Source organism: Variovorax paradoxus (assembly GCA_016806145.1).
Taxonomy (GTDB): Bacteria; Pseudomonadota; Gammaproteobacteria; order Burkholderiales; family Burkholderiaceae_C; genus Variovorax.
This window is the reverse complement of the sequence record CP063166.1, coordinates 2,329,741-2,345,977: the sequence shown is the minus strand read 5'-3', so window position 1 is coordinate 2,345,977 and position 16,237 is coordinate 2,329,741. Positions and strand designations below refer to the sequence as shown.

The 16,237-nt window shown below is 69.8% G+C and carries 14 protein-coding genes and 1 pseudogene; 6 read left to right on the top strand and 9 right to left on the bottom strand.

Annotated features, from left to right (window positions below; translation table 11 throughout):
* Nucleotides 1-52: 52 nt before the first annotated feature.
* On the top strand, nucleotides 53-1,444 hold the full coding sequence (locus INQ48_10700) for an MFS transporter (GenBank protein ID QRF59653.1): 1,392 nt from the start codon (nucleotides 53-55) through the stop codon (nucleotides 1,442-1,444).
* Here the strand turns inward: INQ48_10700 and INQ48_10695 are convergent, their stop codons facing one another.
* Nucleotides 1,445-2,578 (bottom strand): ROK family protein, encoded by a 1,134-nt coding sequence (locus INQ48_10695; protein QRF59652.1) that lies wholly within the window; start codon nucleotides 2,576-2,578, stop codon nucleotides 1,445-1,447.
* Between the two features lie 109 nt (nucleotides 2,579-2,687).
* Between INQ48_10695 and INQ48_10690 the strand changes: the two genes are divergently transcribed.
* Nucleotides 2,688-4,259, top strand: coding sequence for an ABC transporter permease subunit (locus INQ48_10690; protein ID QRF59651.1), 1,572 nt, complete (start codon nucleotides 2,688-2,690; stop codon nucleotides 4,257-4,259).
* Here the strand turns inward: INQ48_10690 and INQ48_10685 are convergent.
* Nucleotides 4,237-5,148: pseudogene (locus INQ48_10685) on the bottom strand (LysR family transcriptional regulator). The gene INQ48_10690 and the pseudogene INQ48_10685 overlap by 23 nt on opposite strands.
* A gap of 104 nt (nucleotides 5,149-5,252) precedes the next feature.
* On the opposite strand from INQ48_10685, the gene INQ48_10680 reads away from it, so the two are divergent.
* Nucleotides 5,253-6,458 carry an MFS transporter gene (locus tag INQ48_10680; GenBank protein QRF59650.1) on the top strand — a complete coding sequence of 402 codons (1,206 nt, stop codon included), beginning with the start codon at nucleotides 5,253-5,255 and terminating at the stop codon, nucleotides 6,456-6,458.
* A gap of 22 nt (nucleotides 6,459-6,480) precedes the next feature.
* On the opposite strand, the gene INQ48_10675 is transcribed toward INQ48_10680, so the two are convergent.
* The 7 genes from INQ48_10675 to INQ48_10645 form a co-directional block, all read right to left on the bottom strand.
* The gene (locus INQ48_10675) at nucleotides 6,481-7,917 is read right to left on the bottom strand and encodes an aldehyde dehydrogenase family protein (protein QRF59649.1); all 1,437 of its coding nucleotides are present in this window, start codon (nucleotides 7,915-7,917) and stop codon (nucleotides 6,481-6,483) included.
* Between the two features lie 55 nt (nucleotides 7,918-7,972).
* Entirely contained in the window at nucleotides 7,973-9,319 is a 1,347-nt protein-coding gene (gene gudD, locus INQ48_10670; protein ID QRF59648.1) for a glucarate dehydratase, read from the bottom strand.
* Nucleotides 9,320-9,469: 150 nt separating this feature from the next.
* Complete coding sequence (locus tag INQ48_10665; protein ID QRF59647.1) at nucleotides 9,470-10,456, bottom strand: tripartite tricarboxylate transporter substrate binding protein; 987 nt, start codon at nucleotides 10,454-10,456, stop codon at nucleotides 9,470-9,472.
* A 16-nt stretch (nucleotides 10,457-10,472) separates the two neighbouring features.
* Complete coding sequence (locus tag INQ48_10660; GenBank protein QRF59646.1) at nucleotides 10,473-10,928, bottom strand: nuclear transport factor 2 family protein; 456 nt, start codon at nucleotides 10,926-10,928, stop codon at nucleotides 10,473-10,475.
* 51 nt (nucleotides 10,929-10,979) lie between these two features.
* The gene (gene kdgD, locus INQ48_10655; protein QRF59645.1) at nucleotides 10,980-11,891 is read right to left on the bottom strand and encodes a 5-dehydro-4-deoxyglucarate dehydratase; all 912 of its coding nucleotides are present in this window, start codon (nucleotides 11,889-11,891) and stop codon (nucleotides 10,980-10,982) included.
* Nucleotides 11,892-11,946: 55 nt separating this feature from the next.
* A complete protein-coding gene (locus INQ48_10650; protein ID QRF59644.1) occupies nucleotides 11,947-12,936 on the bottom strand; it encodes a tripartite tricarboxylate transporter substrate binding protein in 990 nt (329 codons plus the stop codon).
* A 124-nt stretch (nucleotides 12,937-13,060) separates the two neighbouring features.
* Complete coding sequence (locus tag INQ48_10645) at nucleotides 13,061-13,891, bottom strand: FadR family transcriptional regulator (protein QRF59643.1); 831 nt, start codon at nucleotides 13,889-13,891, stop codon at nucleotides 13,061-13,063.
* 114 nt (nucleotides 13,892-14,005) lie between these two features.
* Between INQ48_10645 and INQ48_10640 the strand changes: the two genes are divergently transcribed.
* From INQ48_10640 to INQ48_10630, 3 genes are all read left to right on the top strand, one after another.
* A complete protein-coding gene (locus INQ48_10640; protein QRF59642.1) occupies nucleotides 14,006-14,752 on the top strand; it encodes an amino acid ABC transporter permease in 747 nt (248 codons plus the stop codon).
* Nucleotides 14,753-14,781: 29 nt separating this feature from the next.
* On the top strand, nucleotides 14,782-15,405 hold the full coding sequence (locus INQ48_10635) for an amino acid ABC transporter permease (GenBank protein ID QRF60686.1): 624 nt from the start codon (nucleotides 14,782-14,784) through the stop codon (nucleotides 15,403-15,405).
* Between the two features lie 79 nt (nucleotides 15,406-15,484).
* The gene (locus INQ48_10630) at nucleotides 15,485-16,204 is read left to right on the top strand and encodes an amino acid ABC transporter ATP-binding protein (protein QRF60687.1); all 720 of its coding nucleotides are present in this window, start codon (nucleotides 15,485-15,487) and stop codon (nucleotides 16,202-16,204) included.
* Nucleotides 16,205-16,237: the final 33 nt, after the last annotated feature.

Below are 16,237 nucleotides of genomic sequence, written 5' to 3'. Positions count from 1 at the left end.
CGCGTCTCCCACGGCGTCGCCGGACGCCGCAGCCCTCTTCTTTCCGCGAGCGATGGCCTCCCTGTTTTCCCGTCAAGAGATCCATGCGGTCGGCCCGGGCCTGCCGGCCCACGAACGCTTCGGTTCGCTGCTCGCCGTCATGCTGGGCGTGTGCGTGGCCAGCCTCGACACCGCGATCGCCAACACCGCCCTGCCCACCATCGCCAACGAACTGCGCGTGAGCGAGGCCGCCTCGACCTGGGTCGTCAGCGGCTACCAGCTCGCGATGGTGGCCGCGCTGCTGCCGGCCGCCGCGCTCGGCGACGTGCTCGGCCACCGGCGCGTGTTCCTCTGGGGCCTGGTGCTGTTCACCGTGTCCTCGCTGGGCTGCGGCCTGGCCGATTCGCTGCCCGCGCTGGTCGGCTGGCGCGTGGTGCAGGGCCTGGGCGCCGCCGGCGTGATGGGCGTGAACGGCGCGCTGGTGCGCGTCATCTACCCCTCGGGCATGCTGGGGCGCGGGCTGGGCGTGAACGCGCTCGTCGTGGGGCTGGCTTTCGCGGGCGGGCCCACGGCGGCATCGCTGGTGCTGCTGCTCGGCTCGTGGCACTGGCTGTTCCTGATCAACGTGCCGATCTGCGCCGTGGCGGTGTTCTACGGCCTGCGCTTCCTGCCGGCCACCGAGCGCCACGGCCACGGCTTCGACGGCCTGGCCGCGCTGCTGTGCGCCGCCGCGCTGGCGCTGCTGGCCTCCACGCTCACCGAGGCCGCGCACCAGGCCACCGTCGAGTCGGTGATCGTGCAGGCGGTGCTGGGCTTCGGGCTGCTGGCCTGGCTGCTCAAGCGCCAGTCCGGGCATCCGGCGCCGATCCTGGCCGTGGACCTGCTGCGCAATCCCGTGTTCGCGCTGTCGGCGGCCACGGCCGTGTGCTCGTTCGCGGCGCAGGCGCTGGCCTTCATCTCGCTGCCCTTCCTGTTCCAGGCGCTGCTGGGCTACTCGCAGGTCGAGACCGGCTTCCTCATCACGCCGTGGCCGCTGGTGGTGGCCGCGATGGCGCCCGTGGCCGGGCGCCTGTCGGACCGTTACGAGTCGGGCATGCTCTGCGGCGTCGGTCTGGCGCTGCTGGCGCTGGGCCTGCTGTCGCTGGCGCTGCTGCCGCCGCATCCCACGGTAGCCGGCATCGTCTGGCGCATGGCGCTGTGCGGCGCGGGCTTCGGCTTCTTCCAGTCGCCGAACCTGCGCGCCATCATGGGCTCGGCACCGGCCTCGCGCAGCGGTGGCGCCAGCGGCATGGTCGGCACGGTGCGCCTGCTGGGCCAGTCCTCGGGCGCGGCGCTGGTGGCGGCCTGCTTCCATGTGTCGAGCACGAATGGCGCGGTGTACGCGCTGTGGCTGGGTGCCGCGTGCGCGGCGAGCGCCGCCGTGTTCAGCTTCCTTCGGCTCAGACGGCGGGCACTGGCGGTCTAGTCATTTGCGGTTGGTGAAGCTGGCATTGCCCAGCCCGGTGCCGATGGTCAGCACCGCCCAGTGCCCGACATCGCGCATGAACGGCAGTTCGCTCAGGCCCTGCACCACCGCGTCGTTGTGCATCAGCACCAGCGTCGGCCCCGAGCCGATCATCGGCATGCGGCGCCACAGCGCGCTCGGCAGATGGAAGTTTTCGCTCTCCCAATCGCCCGGCAGGTTCTGCGCGCCGCGCGCGATCGAGCCGTCCTTGCGGATCAGGCCCGGGCAGGCGATGCCGATGAAGGGCGCGAGCCGGATCTTCTTGCGCTCGGCATAGCGCACCATGTCCTCGAGCATGCCGGCCACGTGCTCGACGAAGTTGGTGCGGCTGGGCTTCTCGTCGGCATGGCGCCACTTCTCGCGCCGCACCACCTTCGCGAGCGAGAAGTCGCGCGCCTTGCGGTGGCGCGTCTTCACGATGCCGCAGCGCACGTTGGTGCCGCCGATGTCGATTGCGAGAATCGCGTCGTGCTTCTTGAGCATCTCGGGCGGCGTCAGGTGCACCCAGCCGATCAGCCCGCCGTCGTCGACCTCGTGCGAGAGCCGGCCGAGCTGCACGTGCACACCCATCTCCTCGAGGATGGCGCCGGCCTCGAGGATCGCGCGCTCGCCGGCCTCGCTCTCGGGAAAGCCGCCGCCCACCACGATGCGCTCGACCTTCTCCCACGAAGGCTGGCGCAGGAAGCGCTGGATCACGGCCGCGAGCTCCTGCGCGAACTCGCCGATCGCGCTGTGCATCACGTTGGCCGCGTCGCTGACCTTCTGGCCGCGCAGCAGCCGGTCGAGCTCCTTCTTGCTCATGTCGCGCGAATGCCGCAGGCCCAGCGGATCGGTGCCGTCGCTGCGGTGCTTACGGCGCCAGCGCTCGAGCAGCGCGCGGAACGCGGTCTGGCTCGCCTGGTCGCCGATGAAGCCCTCGTTGTCGCGCAACTGCAGGCTGTAGCCGTCGACCTGCAGCTTGGGCAGTTCGCGCAGGCCGTGGACGTCGGGGCCGGGAAGATCGATGCGCGACGCGGACTCGCCGGCCTCGCGCTTGCTCCTGGGCGTTGCCGGTTCGGGCTTCGGCTTCTTGTTCGCGGTCGTGGACTTCTTCATGGACCCAGTGTGGCCGCGCCCAGGGCCGCGCCGCATCGGCGCCGCGCACGGCAGGCTGTAGGACGCCGACGGGTACGCCGCGCACGGGCTTGTCTATACACTGCCCGCGATGCACCCGCCCCACTCCCTCCGGCGCGTCGCGCTGCCCCTCGTGCTCGTGCTGCTGGCAGTCATCGCCTGCCTGTGGTCGGCGGCACCGGCCCGCGCGGCCACCGACGACGGCACGCTGCGCGTCGGCTCCAAGCGCTTCACCGAGTCGTACATCCTGGCCGAGCTGCTCGCGCAGACCGCCGCGCCGCACCTCGCGAACAAGCCGGTGGTGCGCCAGGGCCTGGGCAACACGGCGATCGTCTACGAGGCGCTGCGTTCGGGCGCGATCGACCTCTATGCCGAATACACCGGCACCATCGCGCTCGAGATCCTCAAGGGCTCGCCCGCGGCCACGCGCGAGCAGATGAACGCCTCGCTCGCGCCGCTGGGGCTGGGCGTGGCGATACCGCTGGGCTTCAACGACGGCTATGCGCTCGCGGTGCGCGCGGCCGATGCCGACCGGCTCGGGCTGCGCAGCCTCGGCGACCTCGCGAAGCACCCCGAGCTGAAGCTCGGCCTGTCGAACGAGTTCATCGGCCGCGCCGACGGCTGGAAGGGCCTGGCCGCGCGCTACGGCTTCACGCAGACGCCCACCGGCCTCGACCACGGCCTGGCCTACGACGCGATCGGCGCGAAGCAGGTCGACGTGATCGACATCTACACCACCGACGCCAAGATCGACCACCTGGGCCTGCGCGTGCTCGAGGACGACCGCCAGTACTTCCCGCGCTACGACGCGGTGGTGCTCTACAAGCTCGACCTGCCGCAGCGCCTGCCGCGGGCCTGGGCCGCGCTGCAGAAGCTCGAGGGCCGCGTCGACGAGCACGCGATGATCGCGATGAACGCGCGCGCCGAGCTGCAGAGCGTGCCCTTCGACACCATCGCGCGCGACTTCCTCGCGAGCGCCGGCAAGGACGGCGCGGCGCCGCAGGACACGCGGCGCGGCTTCACGGCCAAGCTCTTCGGCCCCGACCTCTGGCAGCTCGCGCGCCAGCACCTGCTGCTGGTGGCGCTGTCGGTGGGCGTGGCGATCCTCATCGGCGTGCCGATCGCGATCCTGGTGTTTCCGCACCTGCGGCTGCGCGCCCTGGTGCTGGGCGTCGCGAGCCTGATGCAGACCGTGCCCTCGCTGGCGCTGCTCGCGGTGCTGATCTCGATGCTCGGTGCCATCGGCACCCTGCCCGCGCTGATCGCGCTCACGCTCTATTCGCTGCTGCCGATCATGCGCAACACCGTGACCGGCCTGGCCGAGGTGCCCAACGGCCTGCGGCTGGCCGGCACCGCGCTCGGCATGACCTCGAAGCAGAGCCTGCGGCTGGTGCTGCTGCCTCTGGCGCTGCCCACGCTGCTCGCGGGCGTGCGCACCGCCACGGCGATCGCCATCGGCACCGCGACCATCGCGGCCTTCATCGGCGCGGGCGGCTTCGGCGAACGCATCGTGACCGGGCTCGCGCTCAACGACCGCGAGCTGCTCGTGGCGGGCGCGCTGCCGGCGGCGGCGCTGGCGCTGCTGAGCGAGGGCGTGTTCGAGCTGGTGGAGTTCTGGCTGCGCCGGCGCCGGCGCGCGCCGCCGGCATCGACAGTGCCTTGAGGCCCTCGCGCAGCAACCGCGCGCCCACGCCCAGCGGCTTGTCGGCGCGGTGGCAGAAGTAGGCGCGGTGGCCGGTTTCGCCGTCCACGCCGAGGCGGCCCACCGGTAACTGCACCAGCGTGCCCGCGGCGACGTCGGCCGCCACCAGCCATGACGGCATCTTTCCCCAGCCGAGCCCGGCGCGCAGCAACGCGAGCTTGATCTGCATGTCGCCCGCGCGCCAGGTGGTGGCCGAGAGCACGTCGAAGTCCTGGCCCGCGCTGAGCGCGCTCGCATCCTCCACCACGATCTGCAGGTGCCGCGCGGCCGCGTCGTCGAGCGAGCCGCGGACCTTCTTCCTCGCGAGCATCGCCAGCGGATGCGCGGCGGCCGCCACCGCCACCATCGACAGCGGCATCAGGAACTCGCGCGCGATGCGCTCGTCGAGCTGCGAGAAGGCCGAGATCGCGATGTCGCAGCGGCCGCCGTGCAGCGCCTCGACCGGCGCGCCCATCGAGCCGTACTCGATGCGCATCGCGATGCCCGGATGCACCGCATGCACGCCGCGGATGGCCGTTGCCACGAGGTCGATCGGGAACAGCGTGTCGACCGCGATCGAGAGGCCGAGCTCGATGCCCTGCTCGATCCCCTGCGCGCGGGCGCGCAAGGCATCGACCTTCGCGAGGATCTGCCGCACGTCGCCCAGCAGCGCCTGGCCCGCGGGCGTGAGCATGGGCTTGTGGCCCGAGCGGTCGAACAGCTGCACCTGCAGCTGCTGCTCGAGGTTGGCGACCGCCTGGCTCACGGCCGACTGCACGCGGTGCAGCCGGTCCGCGCCCGCGCGAAAGCTACCGGTCTCGGCCACCACCACGAACATCTGCATCTGGGACAGCGTGAGCGCATCCAGCATGGGCGTCTCCTTTTTCGAGCAATGCGAGTCGATCGGTTCGATCGATGAAGTCGACCGATATTATTTGCTTTCATCGATCGGATTCGAAGGCCAGACTGGCGCCCATGCATTCCACGTCCGCGCCGCTGCCCTCCTCCGCCTCTTCCTCCACCACCACAGCCTGGACCGGCGTCGCCCTGGTCGTCGCCGCGGGCGTGATGGCCGCGCTGCAGGTCGGCAAGGTCGCGATCGCGGTGCCGCAATTGCGCGAGGACTTCGGGCTCGGCCTGTCGGCGATCGGCTGGCTGATGGCGGTGTTCTCGCTGCTCGGCGTGTTCGGCGCGGTGCCGGTCGGCGCCTGGATCGCGCGCGCGGGCGACCGTCGGCTGCTAGTGATCGGCCTGCTGGCGCTGGCGGTCGGCAGCACCATCGGCGCGCTGGCCGGCGGCCTGGCCGCGCTGCTGTTCGCGCGCGTGGTCGAGGGCCTGGGCTTCCTGCTGATCGTGATCGCCGGGCCCTCGCTGCTGCAGCGCATCGTCGCGCCCGCCGCCAAGGACCTGGCCTTCGCGATCTGGAGCTGCTTCATGCCGGTCGGCATCGCGATCGCATTCTTCGTCGGCTCGGTGCTCGCGGGCTGGCGCGGCTTCTGGCTCGCGAACGGCGTGCTCGCGCTGGTGCTGCTGGCGCTGGTGCTGGCAGCCGTGCCGCGCGGGGAGCGCGACGCGCGCCGGTTGTCGTGGCGCGATGTCGCCGGCGACACGGCCCGCACGCTCGCGGCGCGCGCGCCGCTGCGGCTCGCGCTGTGCTTCGCGATCTACAGCCTGCAGTTCTTCGCGCTGTTCAACTTCCTGCCGGTGCTGCTGATCGAGCGCATGGGCGCGAGCGTGGCCACGGCCGGGCTGCTGAGCGCGCTGGCCTGCCTTGCGAACGTGGGCGGCAACCTCTCGGCCGGCCTGCTGCTGGCGCGCGGCACGCCGCGCTGGCGGCTGGTGGCGGCCGCGACCGCCACCATGGGCATCGCCGCGCTCGGCATCTTCCTGCCGCTGCTGGCGGCGCTGCCGACCTTCGTGCTGTGCCTGCTGTTCTCGGGCGCCGGCGGGCTGCTGCCCGCGACCCTGCTGGCCTCGGCCGAACGGGCCGCGCCACAGCCTCGGCTCGCGCCGCTCACGGTCGGCCTGCTGATGACCGGCAACAACGTCGGCCAGATGATCGGCCCGGTGCTGGTCGGTGGCGCGGTCGAGGCGCTGGGCTGGCCGGCCGCCGCCGCGATCGTGGCGCTCGCGAGCGTGGCGGGGCTGTGGGTGGCGATGGGGTTGCGGCCGCTGCGCTGAAGGCACGGCCGCGAACGCTGCCTCAAGCCAGCGTGTAGGCCGTCTTCACCGTGGTGAAGAACTCCTGCGCATAGCGCCCCTGTTCGCGCGGACCATAGCTCGACCCCTTGCGACCGCCGAAGGGCACGTGGTAGTCCACGCCCGCGGTCGGCAGGTTCACCATCACCATGCCGGCCTGGCTGTGGCGCTTGAAGTGCGTGGCGTACTTCAGCGACGTGGTCGCGATGCCGGCCGACAGGCCGAACTCGGTGTCGTTGGCCGTGGCCAGCGCCTCCTCGTAGTTCTTCACGCGGATCACGCTCGCGACCGGGCCGAAGATCTCTTCCTTGTTGATGCGCATCGACGCGGCCGATTCGCTGAACAGCGCCGGCGACATGTAGTAGCCGTCGGTCTCGAGCTTCAGGCGCTCGCCGCCGGCGGCCAGCACCGCGCCCTCGGCCTTGCCGATGTCGACGTACTCCAGGTCCTGCTCGAGCTGCGACTTCGAGGACACCGGGCCCACGTCGGTGCCCTGCGCGAGCGCGTCGCCGACCTTGATCTTGGCCATGCGTTCCTTCATCGCCGCGATGAACTTCGGATAGATGCCCTCGGTGACGATCAGCCGGCTCGAGGCCGTGCAGCGCTGGCCGGTCGAGTAGAAGGCGCTCTGCGTGCTCAGCTCCACCGCCTGCGCGAGGTCGGCGTCGTCGAGCACCACCTGCGGGTTCTTGCCGCCCATCTCGAGCTGCACCTTCTTGCCGTTCTTCACGCACTGCACCGCGATGTTGCGGCCCACGCCCACCGAGCCGGTGAAGCTGATCGCATGGATCCCCGGGTGGTTGACCAGCGCATCGCCGATCACGCTGCCGCGGCCCATCACGAGGTTGAACACGCCGGCCGGAATGCCCGAGCGGCTGATGATCTCGGCCAGCGCCCAGGCGCAGCCCGGCACCAGGTCGGCGGGCTTGAGCACCACGCAGTTGCCGAACGCCAGCGCGGGCGCGATCTTCCAGGCGGGAATGGCGATCGGGAAGTTCCACGGCGTGATCAGGCCGACCACGCCCACGGGCTCGCGCGTGATCTCCACGCCGATGTTGGGCCGCACCGAGGGCAGCAGCTCGCCCGACAGGCGCAGGCACTCGCCCGCGAAGAACTTGAAGATCTGGCCCGCGCGCGTGGCCTCGCCGATGCCTTCGGCGCGGGTCTTGCCTTCCTCGCGCGCGAGCAGCGTGCCGAGTTCCTCCTTGCGCGCGAGGATCTCGGTGCCGATCTTGTCGAGCGCGTCGGAGCGCGCCTGCACGCTGCCCGTGGCCCAGGCCGGGAAGGCGGCGGTGGCGGCGGCCACGGCCGCCTCGACATGGCTCGCGTCGCCTTGCGTGTAGTGGCCCAGCACGTCGCCGAGGTTGCTGGGGTTGACGTTGGGGCTGTAGCTCGCGCCGGCGCGCCATTCGCCGCCGATCAGGTTGTCGTGGTTCTGCATGGAATGCATCCTTGTTGCTGCGGAAAGAACGGAATGAGGGGTGAGGCCGGCGGTCTCAACGGACCATGCAGGGCCGTTTGTTGTCGAAGCGCCAGCCGGGGATCAGGTACTGCATCGCCTGCGCATCATCGCGCGCGCCCAGGCCATGCTTCAAGTAGAGGTCATGAGCTTTTTTGACTTCATCCATGTCGAGCTCCACGCCGAGGCCGCCGCGCGTGGGCACCTTCACGAAGCCGCCCTCGATGCGCAGCGGCGCCTTCGTCAGGCGCTGGCCGTCCTGCCAGATCCAGTGCGTGTCGATGGCCGTGACCTTGCCCGGCGCGGCCGCCGCCACGTGCGTGAACATGGCCAGAGAGACGTCGAAGTGGTTGTTCGAATGCGAGCCCCAGGTCAGGCCCCAGGCCTGGCACAGCTGGGCCACGCGCACCGAACCGGCCAGGGTCCAGAAATGCGGATCGGCCAGCGGGATGTCGACCGACTGCAGCGACAGGCTGTGCACCATCTCGCGCCAGTCGGTGGCGACCATGTTGGTGGCCGTGGGCAGGCCGGTGGCGCGGCGGAACTCGGCCATCACCTCGCGGCCCGAGAACACGCCCTCAGCGCCGCACGGATCCTCGGCATAGGCCATCACGCCATGCAGGTCGCGGCACAGCCGCACCGCGTCGGCCAGCAGCCAGCCGCCGTTGGGGTCGAGCGTGACGCGCGCCTGCGGAAAGCGCTCGTGCAGCGCGCGGATCGCCTCGACCTCTTCCTCGCCGCGCAGCACGCCGCCCTTGAGCTTGAAGTCGGTGAAGCCGTAGCGCGCATGCGCGGCTTCGGCCAGGCGCACGATGGCCTCGGGCGTCATGGCCTCCTCGTGGCGCAGGCGGAACCAGTCGTCGGCGGCGCCGGGGTCGCTGTCGTAGGGCAGGTCGGTCTTCTCGCGATCGCCCACGTAGAACAGGTAGCCGAGCATCTGCACCGCGTCGCGCTGCTGGCCCTCGCCGAGCAGCGCCGCCACCGGCACCTCGAGGAACTGGCCCAGCAGGTCGAGCAGCGCGGCCTCGACGGCCGTGACTGCGTGGATGGTCACGCGCAGGTCGAAGGTCTGCAGGCCGCGCCCGCCGCTGTCGCGCGCGGCGAACTCGCGGCGCATGGCGTTGAGCACGGCGTTGTGGTTGCCGATCGGCTGGCCCACGACCAGCGCGCGCGCGTCCTCGAGCGTCTGGCGGATCTTCTCGCCGCCGGGCACCTCGCCCACGCCGGTGCGCCCGGCGCTGTCGGTGAGGATCAGCAGGTTGCGCGTGAAGAAGGGACCGTGCGCGCCGCTGAGGTTCATCAGCATGCTGTCGCGGCCCGCGACCGGGATCACCTGCATCTCGGTGACGACGGGGGTGGAGGAACGGGAGTCCGGGAGCGTCATGGGTGTGGTGTCAGTTCAGGACAGCAGGCTCATGCGGAGCTGCATTCGAATGGACAGGACCGTTCACGCCGAGCTGATCGAAGCGCCGCGCGCGGGCTTCGACAGGCTCAGCCTGAACGGATGTGTGGGCCTGGTGCAATTCGGCACGCGTCAATCGGCGGTGATGTGGCGCGTCTCGATCAGGGTCTTCCAGCGCGTCCATTCGCGCGCCTGGAAGGCGGTGAATTCATCCGGCGTGCTCGCGACGATCTCGAGGCCCTGCTCGAGCATGCGCTTCTTCGTCTCGGGATCCTGCATCGCGGCCACCACGCCATCGGCGAGCTTCTTCTTCGTGGCCGGCGGCAGCCCGCGCGGCGCGGCCACGCCCTGCCACGAATAGACCTCGGCGCCCTTCACGCCGGCCTCGGCCAGCGTGGGCACATCGGGCAACACCGGTGAGCGCTTGTCGCCGGTGACGGCGATGGCGCGCAGCTTGCCGGCGCGGATGTGCGGCAGCACGGCATTGACGTTCTGGAACGAGAAGTCGACCTGGTTGCCGAGCAGGTCGTTGACCGCCGGCGCGCCGCCCTTGTAGGGCACGTGCACGCCCTCGGTCTTCGTCTGCTGCCAGAACAGCTCGGCCGACAGGTGGTCGGACGAACCGTTGCCCGAGCTCGCGAACGAGACCTTGCCCGGCGTCTTGCGCAGCAGCGCGAGCACCTCGTCGACGGTCTTCTCGGGCCGCGCAACATTGGCCACCAGCACGTTGGGCGCCTGCACCGGCACGCTGATGTAGTCGAAGTCTTTCGTCGCGTCGTAGGGCACGCTCTTCTGCAGATGCGGCGTGACGACGAAGGCGCCGAGCGAGGACACCAGCAGGGTGTAACCGTCGGGTGCGGCGCGCTTGACGAAGCCGGTGCCGATGGTGCCGGTGGCACCGGGCCGGTTGTCGACGACGAAGCTGCCGCCGAGCTTCGTCTGCAGCTGCAGCGCCAGCGCGCGCGCCACCATGTCGGTGGAGCCGCCCGCGGGGAACGGCACGATGACGGTCACGGGCTTCTGCAGCGGCCAGTCGCCTTGGGCGAAGGCGGCCATCGGCAGCCAGGCCGCACCGGCCAGGCCGACCAGGCCGGCCGCGAGCAATGCTCTGCGCTTCATGCGTGCCTCTCGCACATCAGGAGGCGCGCGCGGCCTGGCGCGCGAGCAGCTTCCAGTTGCCGCCCTGCTTCTGCCACACGCCGAGGATCTTCAGCGCCACCTTGCCGGGCTTGCCCGAGTCGTTGGTGTCGGCGGCCAGCGCATGGCGCACGATGGCGGTGCGGGCATCGACCACCTTCACGGTCTGCTCGGTGATGGTGATGGTCACGAAGTCGGACTTGCCGTCGAGCAGGTCGGCGATGAAGCTTTCCTTGGTGTCGACCTTGCCGCCCGAATGGCCGTAGCTGAGCTCGTCGGCCACCAGCGCCGACAGCGCGGGACGGGTCGGGTCGACCATCGCGATGCGCAGGCGCTCGGCGGCCGCGGCCACGTCGGCCGCATCGGAGGCGCTACCGCCACCCGTGGGCATGACGTTGGCGCAGCCCGAGAACAGGGCCGCGGCGGCGGCAACGAGGAACAGTTTCTTCAGCATGTCGTCATCTCCGGTGTTTTGTCTTTGCTTCTCGTTCGACGGCGGCGCCGCTTACTGCGGGCCCAGCTTCTCGATCAGCGCGGCGAGCTGCGCGACCTCTTCGGGCTTGAGGTCGGTCAGCGGCGCACGCACCGGGCCGGCGTCGTGGCCGACGATCTTGGCGCCGGCCTTGACGATGCTCACCGCGTAGCCCGGCACGCGGTTGCGCAGCTCGAGGTAGGGCATGAAGAAGTCCTTCAGCAGGCGGTGCTGGGTCGGCAGGTCGTCGTTGGCGACGGCGTTGTAGAAGTCCATCGCGGTCTTCGGGATGAAGTTGAAGACGGCCGACGAATACACCGGCGTGCCCATGGCCTTGTAGGCCGCGGCATAGACCTCGGCCGTGGGCAGGCCGCCCAGGTAGGCGAAGCGGTCGCCCATCTTCTGGTAGATGGCGACCATCGCCTCGATGTCGCCCACGCCGTCCTTGAAGCCCACCAGGTTCGGGTTGCGTTCGGCCAGGCGCGCCAGCGTGTCGGGCTTGAGGCGGCTGGTGGCACGGTTGTAGACGATCACGCCGAACTTCACGCTCTTGCACACGGCCTCGACGTGCGCGGCGATGCCGTCCTGGCCGGCTTCGGTCAGGTAGTGCGGCAGCAGCAGGATGCCGTGCGCGCCGGCCTTCTCGGCCGCCTGCGCGCACTGGATCGCGAAGCGCGTGGGGCCGCCGGCGCCCGCGATGATCGGCACCTTGCCGCGGCAGGTGTCGACCGCGGTCTGGATGATGCCGGGGTACTCCTCGCCGGTCAGCGAGAAGAACTCGCCCGTGCCGCCGGCCGCGAACAGCGCGCTGGCGCCGTAGGGCGCGAGCCATTCGAGGCGCTCGATGTAGCCCTTCTTGTCGAAGTCGCCGTTGGCATCGAAGTCGGTCAGCGGGAACGAGAGCAGGCCGGAGCCCATGATGTTTTTGAGTTCTTGCGGGTTCATCGAAGAAAACGTCCAGTGAAAGAAATGAAGAAAGGGTTGGAAGCGGCGAGCGCGTTCAGTCGAGCTTGATGCTGGCGTCGGCCACCACCTTGGCCCAGCGCGCGCGTTCCTTGTTGAAGAACTGCTCCTCCTCGGCCGGGGTCATGGTCACCACCTCGGCGCCCTGCCCCGCGAGGCGCGAGCGGATGTCGGCCGTGCGGATGACGGCGATCAGTTCCTTGTTGAGGCGCTGCACGATGGCCTCGGGCGTGCCGCGCGCGACGCGCACGCCCTGCCAGGTGCCCGATTCGTAGCCGGGCACGCCCTGCTCGGCGATGGTCGGCACGTCGCCGATCAGCGGCATGCGCGTGGCCTTGGACACGCCCAGCACCTTGAGGCGGCCGCCCTGCACCTGCGGCAGGGTGGCGAGCATGCCGTTCATCAGCACCTGGGTCTGGCCAGAGACGGTGTCCTGCACCGCCTGCACGCCGCCCTTGTAGGGCACGTAGGTCCACTTGGCGCCGCTGGCGCGCTCGAGCGCCACGCCGGCCAGGTGCGGCGCGCTGCCGGTGGCGGTCACGGCGAAATTCAGTTCGGAGGTCTTCGACAGCGCCACCAATTCCTTGAGGTTGTTGGCCTTCACCGACGGATGCACCACCAGCAGGTGCGGCGAATAGGCCAGCATGGTCACGCCGCGCAGGTCCTTCGACGGATCGAAGGACAGCTTGGTGTAGACCGAGGGGCTGATCGCCAGCGCGCCCACGTCGCACAAGAGCAGCGTGTAGCCGTCGGGCGCGGACTTGGCGACGAAGTCGGCGCCCAGGTTGCCGTTGGCGCCGGGCTTGTTCTCGACGATCACCGGCTGCTTCAGCGCCTCCGACAGCGGCTGGCTGATGGCGCGCGCGATGATGTCCGACGAACCGCCGGGCGGGTACGGCACCACGATGCGCAGCGGCTTGGCGGGCCAGTTGGCGGCGCCGGATTGCGCCAGGGCGAACCCCGGCAGGCTTGCGGCCAGCGTCGTGGCCAGTGCGGCGCTGAGCGCGCCGCGGCGTTTGATGGTCATCCTCTGCCTCCAGTTGTCTCGGTCACTTGATCGCCTCGCTCGTGAATCTCGCGAGTTATCAGTCATCGTACAACTAGAAAAACAAGTTGTCCAGCATCACGAACCCCGAAAGGGGTTCAATGGACTAGTTATCGGAGGACTTGGCGGCTTCCGCCTTCTTCTGCGCGGCTTCCTGCGCCATGCGCAGCCGTTCGCGGCTGTTGGTCAGGTGGATGCGCATCGCGGCGCGCGCCGATTCGGGGTCGCGTCGCGCGATCGCCGCATAGATCTCCTCATGCTCGCGATTGACGCGGCTGAGGTAGGCCCCGCCCTCCTGGTGGCGGATCGCGCTGATGCGGGTGCGCGGGATGATCGTCGTGCCCAGGTGCCGCATGATGTCGGCGAAATAGGGATTGCCGGTCGACTGGGCGATCTGCAGGTGGAAGCGGAAGTCGGGCGCCACGGTGTCGCCCGAGACCGTCACGTTGTGCTCGAAATCGTCGAGCGCCTGGCGCATCGCGACCAGTTGCTCCTCGGTGCGGCGGCTCGCGGCCAGCCCCGCCGATTCGGTCTCGAGGCTGATGCGCAGCTCGAGCACGGCCAGCACGTCGACCGAGGTCGCGATCTCGCCCGGCTCGAGCCGGAACACCCCGCCCGGGCGTGGCTGCAGCACGAAGGTGCCGACGCCGTGCAAGGTCTCCACCAGCCCGCCGGCCTGCAGCTTCGACAGCGCCTCGCGCACCACGGTGCGGCTCACGCCATAGGCCTGCATGATGGCCGACTCGGTCGGCAGCTTGTCGCCCGGCCGCAGCGCCTGGCTGCGGATCTTCTCGCCCAGGTCTTCCACCAGGCCGTGCGCCAGCCCGCGCGCGCGCTGGCGCGGCCGCCCCACGAAGGCGCCGGCGCCTCTCGTGGCGGAGGCGCCGGCTTCCGGCGCTTCGGAAACCAAGGGATTACCCGCAGTCGTCTGGTCCATGGCCACGATCATAATCTCCCGTCAGTTGTACGACAACAGATAACCTATCACTCAAAAACTGTCCAAGCGCCCTTTTCGCACCGCCGCGGGTGGTGCTCCGGAAGCGGCTTTCGCATGAAGTATTCGCTCGATTTCTCTCCGCTGGCATCGTACTGGCCCGTGTTCGTCAACGGGGCATGGCTGACCCTGAAGATGACCGCGCTGGCCGTCGTGATCGGCGTGTGCGTGGGCACGCTGGTGGCGTTCGCCAAGCGCAGCCGCATCCGGCCCCTGTCTCGCGCCTGCTCGATCTACATCGAGGTGGTGCGCAACACGCCGTTCCTGGTCCAGATCTTCCTGCTGTATTTCGGCCTCGCGAGCTTCGGCCTGCGCATGCCGACCTTCGCGGCCGCGGTGCTGGCGATGGTGATCAACATCGCGGCCTACGCGGCCGAGATCATCCGCGCCGGCCTCGAGTCGGTGCCGCGCGGCCAGATCGAGGCCGCCGAGTGCCTGGGCCTGTCGAAGTGGCGCATCGGCTGGCACGTGATGCTGCAGCCCTCGATCGAGAAGGTCTACCCCGCCCTCACGAGCCAGTTCCTGCTGATGATGCAGGCCTCGGCGATGGCCTCGCAGATCTCGGCCGAGGAGCTCACGGCGATCGCCAACACCGTGCAGTCCGACACCTTCCGCTCGCTCGAGACCTACATCGTGGTCGCTGCCCTCTACCTGGTGCTGTCGCTGTTCATCAAGCTCGTGACCTGGGCGCTCGGCGAGTACATGTTCCGCCGCCGCCGCGTCGTGCGCCGCGCGGCCGCGCAGGCCGGCAAGGCGCAGCCCGCTGCAGCAGCCGCCGTTGCGATCCATGGGGGTGCGGCGTGAGCATCGGCCACTTCACCTTCACGCACCTGATGTACCTGGTGCAGTCCATCGGCTGGACTCTGGTGCTCTCGGCCATCGCCTTCGCGCTCGGCGCCATCGGCGGCTTCGGCCTGATGCTCGCGCGCATCTCGCCGCGGCCCTGGCTGCGCTGGCTCGCGCTGGTCTACATCGAGTGCATCCAGGGCATCCCGCTGCTGATCCTGCTGTTCATCGTCTACTTCGGCCTCTCGGTCTACGGCCTCGCGCTGCCCTCGCTGATCGCGGCCGGCATCGCGATGATGATCTACGTCAGCGCCTACCTCGGCGACATCTGGCGCGGCTGCGTCGAGGCCATGCCCAAGCCGCAGTGGGAAGCCTCCGAATGCCTGGCCTTCACGCGCTGGCAGACGCTGCGCCTGGTGATCATCCCGCAGGCGGTACGCCTGTCGCTACCACCCACGGTCGGCTTCCTGGTGCAGATCATCAAGATGACCTCGCTGGCCTCGGTGATCGGCTTCGTCGAGCTCACGCGCGCCGGCCAGATCATCAACAACACCATCTTCCAGCCCTTCCTGGTCTTCCTCCTGGTCGGCGCTTTCTATTTCGCCCTGTGTTATCCGCTGTCGCGCTGGAGCGAAGCGATGGAGAAGAAGCTCAATGTCGCCAATCGTTGAATCCCTGCGCACCCCCTACATGGACGCCAGCGTCGGCACGGCCGGCGGCGGTGCCGCGCAGGTCCCGGGCTCCTCGCCCATCGTGCGCCTGGACCAGGTCTACAAGAGCTTCGGCGCGAACCAGGTGCTCAAGGGCGTCTCGTTCGAGGTCGCCAAGGGCGAGATGATCGCCATCATCGGCGCCAGCGGCTCGGGCAAGAGCACGGCGCTGCGCTGCATCGACCGCCTCGAGGTGATCGACCGCGGCAGCATCGAGGTCTGCGGCATCCGCGTCGACGATCCCGCGGTCGACCTCAAGCGCCTGCGGCTCGAGGTCGGCATCGTGTTCCAGAGCTACAACCTGTTCCCCCACCTGACGGTGCAGGAGAACATCATGCTGGCGCTGCGCCACGTGAAGAAGCTCTCGCGCGGCGAGGCCGCCGAGGTCGCGATCCGCGTGCTCGACCAGGTGGGCCTCAAGCAGAAGGCCGACGCCTATCCCGAGCAGCTCTCGGGCGGCCAGCAGCAGCGCGTGGCCATCGCGCGCTCGCTCGCGATGTCGCCCAAGGTCATGCTGTTCGACGAGGTGACCTCGGCGCTCGACCCCCAGCTCACCGGCGAGGTGCTGCGCGTGATGGAGGACCTCGCGGCCGGCGGCATGACCATGCTGCTGGTGACGCACGAGATGGCCTTCGCCAAGCGCGTGGCCGACCGGATCATCTACATGCACCAGGGCACCGTGTGGGAAACCGGCCCCGGCGAGATGCTCGACGCGCCCCGCACGCCGGAGCTGCATGCCTTCCTGAACAACGGGCTGTAGACAGGCAGCCCGGGTCTTTCTCTTTACTCCCAT

What these genes read in the sequence shown, in the direction of transcription:
- INQ48_10675 (QRF59649.1), bottom strand. Translation starts at nt 7,917, where the DNA reads ATGCAGAACCACGACAACCTGATCGGCGGCGAATGGCGCGCCGGCGCG.
- INQ48_10660 (QRF59646.1), bottom strand. Translation starts at nt 10,928, where the DNA reads ATGCTGAAGAAACTGTTCCTCGTTGCCGCCGCCGCGGCCCTGTTCTCG.
- gudD (QRF59648.1), bottom strand. Translation starts at nt 9,319, where the DNA reads ATGACGCTCCCGGACTCCCGTTCCTCCACCCCCGTCGTCACCGAGATG.
- kdgD (QRF59645.1), bottom strand. Translation starts at nt 11,891, where the DNA reads ATGAACCCGCAAGAACTCAAAAACATCATGGGCTCCGGCCTGCTCTCG.
- INQ48_10640 (QRF59642.1), top strand. Translation starts at nt 14,006, where the DNA reads ATGAAGTATTCGCTCGATTTCTCTCCGCTGGCATCGTACTGGCCCGTG.
- INQ48_10700 (QRF59653.1), top strand. Translation starts at nt 53, where the DNA reads ATGGCCTCCCTGTTTTCCCGTCAAGAGATCCATGCGGTCGGCCCGGGC.
- INQ48_10690 (QRF59651.1), top strand. Translation starts at nt 2,688, where the DNA reads ATGCACCCGCCCCACTCCCTCCGGCGCGTCGCGCTGCCCCTCGTGCTC.
- INQ48_10645 (QRF59643.1), bottom strand. Translation starts at nt 13,891, where the DNA reads ATGGACCAGACGACTGCGGGTAATCCCTTGGTTTCCGAAGCGCCGGAA.
- INQ48_10635 (QRF60686.1), top strand. Translation starts at nt 14,782, where the DNA reads ATGTACCTGGTGCAGTCCATCGGCTGGACTCTGGTGCTCTCGGCCATC.
- INQ48_10650 (QRF59644.1), bottom strand. Translation starts at nt 12,936, where the DNA reads ATGACCATCAAACGCCGCGGCGCGCTCAGCGCCGCACTGGCCACGACG.
- INQ48_10665 (QRF59647.1), bottom strand. Translation starts at nt 10,456, where the DNA reads ATGAAGCGCAGAGCATTGCTCGCGGCCGGCCTGGTCGGCCTGGCCGGT.
- INQ48_10695 (QRF59652.1), bottom strand. Translation starts at nt 2,578, where the DNA reads ATGAAGAAGTCCACGACCGCGAACAAGAAGCCGAAGCCCGAACCGGCA.
- INQ48_10680 (QRF59650.1), top strand. Translation starts at nt 5,253, where the DNA reads ATGCATTCCACGTCCGCGCCGCTGCCCTCCTCCGCCTCTTCCTCCACC.